The 8,608-nt window shown below is 70.2% G+C and carries 2 protein-coding genes; both read left to right on the top strand.

Going from position 1 to position 8,608, the window contains the following annotated elements:
• A partial coding sequence (locus ACWD2L_RS40580; RefSeq protein WP_351345435.1) for an amino acid adenylation domain-containing protein occupies positions 1-3,891 on the top strand: 3,891 nt, incomplete at its 5' end.
• On the top strand, positions 3,891-8,608 hold a 4,718-nt coding region (locus tag ACWD2L_RS40575), incomplete at its 3' end, for an amino acid adenylation domain-containing protein (RefSeq protein WP_351345438.1). The genes ACWD2L_RS40580 and ACWD2L_RS40575, both read left to right, overlap by 1 nt.

Here is an 8,608-nt window from a genome sequence, read left to right as displayed (position 1 = left end):
GGGGACGTGGTCAAGTGGTCTCCGGCTGGGCAGTTGGTGTTCCTGGGCCGGTCCGATGAGCAGGTGAAGGTGCGTGGTTTCCGTATCGAGCCGGGTGAGGTCGAGGCCGTTCTGCTGGCGCATCCGGAGGTGGCGCAGGCCGCGGTCCTGGCGCGCGAGGACACTCCGGGGGATCTGCGGCTGGTCGCCTACGTTGTGCTCTCGGCCGGTCAAGAGGCGGGCGGGCTACGGGAGTTCGCCGCGACCCGGCTGCCGGAGTACATGGTGCCGGCCGCCTTCGTCCCGCTCGACGAACTCCCGCTGACCGTGAACGGAAAGCTGGACCGCAAGGCACTACCCGCGCCCGAGTACGAGACGGGTGCGGGCAGCCGGGGCCCGGCGACGGTGCAGGAGGAGATCCTCTGCGGCGTGTTCGCCGACGTTCTCGGACTCGACACGGTCGGCGTCGACGACGACTTCTTCCGGCTCGGCGGGCACTCGCTCCTCGCGGTGCGGTTGGTGTCGCGGATCCGTGCCGTGCTCGGGGTCGAGCTGCGGCTGCGCACGCTGTTCGAGGCGCCGACGGTGGCCGGTCTCGTGGCCCGCCTGGCCGATGGCGTGGGGGCGGCTCGGACGCCGTTGCGGGCTGCGGAGAGCAGGCCGGAGCGGGTGCCGTTGTCGTTCGCTCAGCGCCGGCTGTGGTTCCTGGACCAACTGGAGGGACCGAGCCCGACGTACAACATCCCGGTGTCGATCAGGCTGAGTGGTGAGGCGGACATCGCCGCGCTGGATGCCGCGCTGCGTGATGTGATCGTCCGGCACGAGTCGCTGCGCACGCTCTTCCCGGCGGTGGACGACGAGCCGTATCAGCGGATCCTCGACCCGCGGGAACTCGACTGGCACCTCCAGGTGTCCCAGGTGGCGCTCGAGGACCTGGGCGAGGCGGTGGCGCAGGCGTCGCGGCACACGTTCGCGCTGGCTTCCGAACTGCCCATCCGGGCCTGGCTGTTCGAAGCCGGGCCGGATGACCGCATCCTCGTGGTCGTGTTGCATCACATCGCCGGTGACGGCTGGTCGATGGCACCGCTGGCCCGCGATGTGTCGACGGCGTACGCGGCACGGCTTCGTGGCGAGGCCCCGGACTGGGAGCTCCTGCCGGTGCAGTACGCCGACTACACCCTCTGGCAACGCGACGTGCTGGGCGCGGAGTCCGACCCCGACAGCCCACTGTCCGAGCAGGTCGGCTACTGGCGGCGGACGCTGGCCGGGGCCCCGGAAGAACTGCCGTTGCCGGTCGACCGTGCTCGCCCGGCCGTGGCCGGGCGCCGGGCGCACCGGGCGCCCGTGGAGGTGCCGGCCGAAGTGCATCGGAGGCTGCTCGACCTCGCCCGCGCCGAGGGCGTGACGACGTTCATGGCGGTGCAGGCCGCTCTCGCCGTGACCCTGTCGCGGCTGGGGGCCGGGACGGACATACCGATCGGGTCCCCGATCGCGGGCCGCACCGACGAGGCGTTGGACGATCTGGTCGGGTTCTTCCTCAACACCCTGGTGATCAGGACCGACCTGTCCGGCGATCCGCAATTCCGCCAACTGGTGGGCCGGGTAAGGGAAACGAGTCTGGAGGCGCTCGCCCACCAGGACGTACCTTTCGAGCGGCTCGTGGAGGAACTCGCGCCCTCGCGGGTGCTGGGACGGCATCCGCTGTTCCAGGTCATGCTGACACTGCACAACAACGAACGAGCCTCTCTCGACCTGCCCGGTCTGCACACCGGCCGCGGTGGGGCCGTGCTCGACGAGTCCGCTGCGGCCCCCGGTCGCTACGACTTCTTCGTGTCACTGACGGAGGTACTGGACGACAACGGCCGACCAGCCGGACTGCGCGGCGGACTGACCCTCACCGCCGACCTGTTCGACACACCGGCCGCGAGCCGGATGGCCGAGAGGTTCCTCCGGGTACTGGAGGCCGTCACCACGACACCGGACCTGCCGCTGCACGCGGTGGACATCCTGGACGGACCCGAACGGGACCTACTGGTGAACCGTTGGAGCGGCACCACGCAGGCACCCCCGGAGTCGACGGTCGTCGAGCGGTTCCAGCAGCGGGTGATGGCCGATCCCGAGGCCACAGCAGTGGTGGCCGACGGCGTCCCGGTGCCGTACGGCAGGCTGGACGCGGAGGCCAACCGGCTCGCACACCACCTGCGTGGCCTCGGTGCGGGCCCCGAGAGTGTGGTCGGACTGTGCCTGCCCCGCGGCCTCCAGACGATCACCGCGATCCTGGCGGTCTGGAAGGCCGGTGCGGCCTACCTGCCGATCGACCCCAAGCTGCCCGCCGAGCGGACCGCCTTCATGCTCGCTGACAGCGGAGCACACCTGGTACTCACCGCAGCCACGGAAGCCGGGCACGCGATCGAGGTGCCGGCCGGTGTCACGGCCGTGTCGCTTGACGAGCCGGGGCTGACGGCCGGATGCCCCGAGGACGCGCCGTTGGTGACGACCGCCCCCGGGCAACTGGCATACGTGATCTACACATCGGGATCGACGGGCACACCCAAGGGTGTGGCGGTCACCCAGGACGGGCTTGCCGGCTATGTGGCGTCGGCGTCGGCCCGTCTCGGATGGTCCGGTCCGGGAGCGCGGTACGCGCTGCTGCAGCCGCAGGTGACGGACTTGGGGAACACGGTCGTCTTCATCAGCCTGGTCACCGGCGGTCAGCTGCATGTGCTGGACGACACCGTGGTGATGGACGCCGACGCGGTCGCCCGGTACCTGGACGAGCATCGCATCGACTTCGTCAAGGCGGTGCCCTCACACCTGGCCGCCCTGTCCGCCGCGGCCGGTGTGCGGGAGCTGCTGCCGGCCCGGTCGCTGGTACTCGGTGGGGAGGCATCCCCTGCCGCATGGGTCGGCGAGCTGGTGCGGGAGGCCGGGGACCGGCAGATCCACAACCACTACGGGCCGACGGAGACCACGGTCGGCATCGCCACCGCCCGGCTGACCACCGAGACACTCGCCGACGGTGTGGTGCCGATCGGCACACCGCTCGAAGGCACCCGGGTGTTCGTCCTGGACGACCAACTGGCGCCAGTACCGGTCGGAGTGGTCGGCGAACTGTACGCCGCCGGCGCCCAACTGGCCCGCGGCTACGTCGGCCGTCCCGGGCTGACCGGTGAGCGGTTCGTGGCCTGCCCGTTCGGATCCGCGGGCGAGCGGATGTACCGGACCGGGGACCTGGTGAAGTGGACGTCCGACGGCCGGCTGATCTTCGTCGGGCGCGCCGACGACCAGGTCAAGATCCGGGGGTTCCGCATCGAACCCGCCGAGATCGAAACGGTGCTGCGCGGCCACCCCGGTGTCTCCCGGGCCGCTGTGATGGCACGCGAGGATGTTCCGGGCGACCCCCGGCTGGTCGCCTACATCGTCCGCGCTCACGACGGCGACGACGAGGGTGACACCGACGAGGGCGGCGCCGACGAGGGCGGCGTCGACATCCGCCGACACCTGGCACGGCTGCTGCCGGAGTACATGGTGCCCGCCGCGGTGGTGGAGCTGACGGAACTGCCGCTGACCAGCAGCGGAAAACTCGACCGAACAGCCTTGCCGACGCCGGAGCACACCGCGGCCGGGGCAACAGAACGCGAGCCCGCGAACGAGAAGGAAGCAGTCCTCTGCGAGGTGTTCGCGGAGGTGCTCGAACGTGACTCGGTCCGGGTGGACGACAGCTTCTTCGAACTGGGCGGGCACTCGCTGCTCGCGATCAGTCTGCTGTCCCGCATCCGGGCCAGGCTCGGCATGGAAGTCAAGATCAGGACCCTATTCGAAGCACCGACTCCGGCGGCGCTCGCAGCGAAGCTGGGCAGCGAGAAGACGACTCGACCGGCACTTCGTCCAATGCGTGAGGAGAATCAGTGATGATTCCGCTGTCGTTCGCACAGCGCCGGCTGTGGTTCCTGAGCCAGCTCGAGGGCCCCAGCCCGACCTACAACGTGCCGCTGGCCGTCTCGCTCAGCGGAGACCTGGACGTCGAGGCACTGGACGCGGCCCTGCGCGACGTGATCATCCGCCACGAGTCGTTGCGTACGCTCTGCAAGGTCTCCGACGGCGAGCCGTACCAGCACATCCTGGCTCCGGCGGACCTCGACTGGGCGCTGCAGGTGCGGCACGTCGCCACCGAAGACCTGGCGGCGGCGATGGACGAGGTCGCCTGGGGCACCTTCGACCTGGCTGCCGACATGCCGATCCGTGCGTGGCTCTTCCGCACGGACACGCAGCAGTCCCTGCTGGTCGTGCTGGTCCACCACATCGCCGGTGACGGCTGGTCGATGGCACCACTGGCCCGCGATGTGTCGACGGCGTACGCGGCGCGGCAGCGCGGGCAGGCCCCCGACTGGGAGCCGTTGCCGGTGCAGTACGCCGATTACACCTTGTGGCAGCGCGAGTTGCTGGGCGACGCGGCGGACCCGGAGAGCCTGCTGGCGCAGCAGGTGGCGTACTGGCGGCGGACGCTGGCCGGGGCGCCGGAGGAACTGCCTTTGCCGCTGGACCGGCCGCGCCCGGCGGTGGCCGGACACCGCGGGCACCGGGTGCCGCTGCGAGTTCCGGCCGACGTCCATCGGCGGCTGTCGGAACTGGCCCTGGCCGAGGGCGCCACGCTGTACATGGTGCTGCAGGCCGCGCTGGCGGTGACACTCTCCCGGCTCGGGGCCGGCACCGACATTCCCATCGGGTCCCCGATCGCGGGCCGCAACGACGAGGCGCTGGAGGGCCTGGTCGGGTTCTTCGTGAACACGCTCGTGATCCGTACGGACCTGTCGGGCGATCCGGACTTCCGGCAGGTGCTGAGGCGCGTCCGCGAGTCGAGCCTGGACGCGCTGGCACATCAGGATGTGCCGTTCGAACGGCTGGTGGAGGAGACCGCCCCCGAACGGTCGCAGAGCCGCAATCCGCTGTTCCAGGTCATGTTCACCATGCAGAACACGCGTCGCTCCGCGCTGGACCTGGCCGATGTGCAGACCAGCAGGGGCGGGCCGTCCGCGACCGCGCAGCCCTCCGAGGAGACGGTCACCGTCCCGGTCAGGTTCGATCTGCATCTGGCCGTGGGGGAGCAGTTCGACGCGGAGGGACGGCCCGCGGGGGTGCGCGGGTCGGTCATGGCGTCGACGGACCTCTTCGACGCAGCGTCGGCGGAGGCGATCGCCGGCCGGTTGAGGCGGGTGCTCGACGCGGTCGCGGCAGCCCCGGACGTCGCGGTGCACACGGTCGAGGTGCTCGACGCGGAGGAGCGGGACCGGCTGTTGGTGCAGTGGAACGACACTGCGGTGGAGCCGGCGGGTGTGTCCGTGGTGGAGGCCTTCGAGGAGCGCGCGCGGGCGGCCGCGGACACGGTGGCAGTGGTGTCCGGCGATGTCCGCCTGACCTTCGGTGAGCTCGATGCGCGGGCGGGCCGTCTGGCGTGCCATCTGCGTGATCTGGGTGTGGGCCCGGAGTCGGTGGTGGGCTTGTGCCTGCCGCGTGGCGTGGAGATGGTGACGGCGATCCTGGCGGTGTGGAAGGCAGGAGCGGCGTATCTGCCGGTTGACGGGGAACTGCCTTCGGAACGCGTGGAGTTCATGCTGGCCGACAGCGACGTGCGGCTGGTGCTGGGCACCCAGGAGGCGCTCGGTGGTCTGTCGGTCGGGCAGGCGCGGACACTCGTCCTCGACGACCCGACGACTGCTTTACGCCTGGACGGTCATGCGGAGGCGTCGCCGGACGGGGTACTCCCCGTCGTGGATGCGGCCGGGTTGGCGTATGTGATCTATACGTCGGGGTCGTCGGGTGTGCCGAAGGGTGTGGCGGTGACGCATGGGTCGCTGGCCAACTATGTGTCGTCGGTGTCGGGGCGGTTGGGCTGGGATGTGCCGGGGGCGCGGTATGCGCTGTTGCAGGCGCAGGTGACCGACCTCGGGAACACGGTGGTGTTCAGCAGCCTAGTCACGGGTGGACAACTGCACGTACTGGAAGCCGAGTTGGTGACGGATCCGGAGGCGGTGGCGCGGTATGTGGCCGAGGAGCGGATCGACCACATCAAGGTGGTGCCGTCGCATCTGGCGGCGTTGACGGCGGCGGTGGGTGTCGAGGCGTTGCTGCCGGCCGGGTCGGTGGTGCTTGGCGGTGAAGCCGCGCAGGCCGGCTGGGTCAAGGAATTGGTGCAGGCGGCGGCCGCTGGTGGTCAGCGGGTGTTCAACCACTACGGGCCGACCGAGACCACGGTCGGGGTGGTGACGGGCGAGCTGTCGCCGCAGGTGGTGGCTGGTGGGGTGGTGCCGATCGGTGCGCCGATCGCCAACACCCGGCTGTTCGTGCTCGATGGGGCGCTGCGACCGGTGCCGGTGGGTGTGTCCGGGGAGCTGTACGTGGCCGGTGCTGGGCTGGCGCGCGGGTACGTAGGCCGTGCGGGGCTGACCGGTGAGCGGTTCGTGGCCTGCCCCTTCCCGGCCGGTTCTGGTGAGCGCATGTACCGCACCGGCGACCTGGCCAAGTGGACGCCGGACGGGCAGTTGGTGTTCCTCGGCCGCGCCGACGAGCAGGTGAAGATCCGCGGGTTCCGCATCGAGCCCGGCGAGATCGAAGCCGCCCTGTCGGCGCACCCGGAGGTGTCTCAGGTCGCGGTGATCGCGCGTGAGGACACTCCGGGTGACAAGCGTCTGGTCGCCTACGTGGTGCCCGCCGACACCGGCACCGAAGGCGGCGTAAACACCGGTGACCTGCGCGGCTTCGTGGCGGGCCGGGTGCCCGAGCACATGGTCCCGGCGGCGTTCGTGACGCTGGACGCGCTGCCGCTGACCGCCAACGGCAAGCTGGACCGCAAGTCCCTGCCCGCACCCGACGATGTCACGGCAGGCGCCCGCCGTCGGGAACCGGCGAACGCGACCGAGGCCGCGCTCTGCGAGATCTTCGCCCAGGTCCTCGGCCTGGACACGGTCGGAGTGGACGACAGCTTCTTCGAGCTGGGCGGACACTCGCTGCTCGCGATCCGGCTGCTCTCGCGGATCCGGACCAGGCTGGGCACGGAAGTCAAGATCAGGGCCTTGTTCGAGACACCGACGCCGTCCGGGTTGGCCAGGGCCGGCGGCGTCGGTTCGGTGGAGGTGCCCGAGAATCTGATCCCGGTGGGTGCGGGGCGGATCACGCCGGAGATGTTGCCGCTGGTCGAGCTGTCGCAGCAGGAGATCGACCGGGTGGTCGCGGCGGTCGACGGCGGGGCGGCGAACGTGGCGGACATCTATCCGCTGGCGCCGTTGCAGGAGGGGATGTTCTTCCACCACTTGATGGCCGACGAGGGTGGGGATGTCTATCTGACGGCGCGGGTGGTGGAGTTCGACTCCCGGGAACGGCTGGAGACGTTCACCGGCGCGTTGCAGCAGGTGATGGACCGGCACGACATCTATCGCACGGGTGTGGTGTGGGAGGGTCTGCGTACGCCGGTTCAGGTGGTGTGGCGGCAGGCTCAACTGCCCGTCATTGAGCACAACTTGGAGGATGGGGAGGCGAACGAGCCCGTACAGCGGGCGGATCGCTTGATCGCCCTCGCGGGGTCGGTGATGGACCTGGGCCGCGCCCCCCTGCTGGACGTGCATGCGGCCGAACTGCCCGAAGGCCGATGGCTGGCCGTCGTACGTATGCATCACATGCTGCATGACCACATGGGCATGGACGTGCTGCTGGACGAACTCAGGTCGGTACTCACGGGCCACGCGGACGAGTTGGCGCCTGCGATGCCGTTCCGGAACTTCGTGGCGCAGACCCGTGCGGTGCCCCGGGCCGAGCATGAGCGGTACTTCGCCGAGCTGCTCGGTGATGTGACCGAGCCGACGGCCCCGTACGGGCTGCTCGACACGCGCGGCGGCGACGGCGGCGTGGCCTCGGCGGTCTTGCCCGTCGCCACTGATGTCACCGACGGACTGCGGCGCGTGACACGGGAGTTGGGGGTCAGCGCGGCGACGGTTCTGCACGTCGCGTGGGCGCGCGTGCTCGGAGTGCTGTCGGGGCGTGACGACGTCGTCTTCGGGACCGTGCTGTTCGGCCGGATGAACGCCGGTGAAGGAGCGGAGCGGGTGCTGGGCCCGTTCCTCAACACCCTGCCCGTGCGGGTGCGTACCGGTCAGATGGGCGTACGCGCGGCTGTCGAGGGGATGCGGGATCAGCTGGCGGGGCTGCTGGAGCACGAGCACGCACCGCTGTCGGTGGCACAGCAGGTCAGCGGGATCACCGACAACACGCCGCTGTTCACCTCTCTGTTCAACTACCGGCACGTGACCGCCGCCGAACGTCCGGCCGACGAGGAGCGGAACGGGCAGCGGTCGATCGAGGGCATCCAGCGCGTCATGGTCCAGGATCGGACCAACTACCCCGTGACCGTGTCGGTCAACGACTGGGGGACGGGCGGGCTGAGCCTGAGCGTGCAGACCGTGGACGCGCTCGACCCGGAATCGATCGTCCAGTTGCTGCGTACCGCCGTGGAGCGCGTCGTCGACGCGCTGAGCGGAGGGACAGATGTGGCGCTGGGTGGTGTGGATGTGTTGGGGGTTGATGAGCGGGTTCGGTTGTTGGGGTGGAACGAGGGGGCGTTGTCGGTTGGTGGTGTGGG

Source organism: Streptomyces sp. NPDC002754 (genome assembly GCF_053592315.1).
Note: the sequence above shows the minus strand (reverse complement) of the source record. Positions and strands in the feature narration are given on the sequence as shown.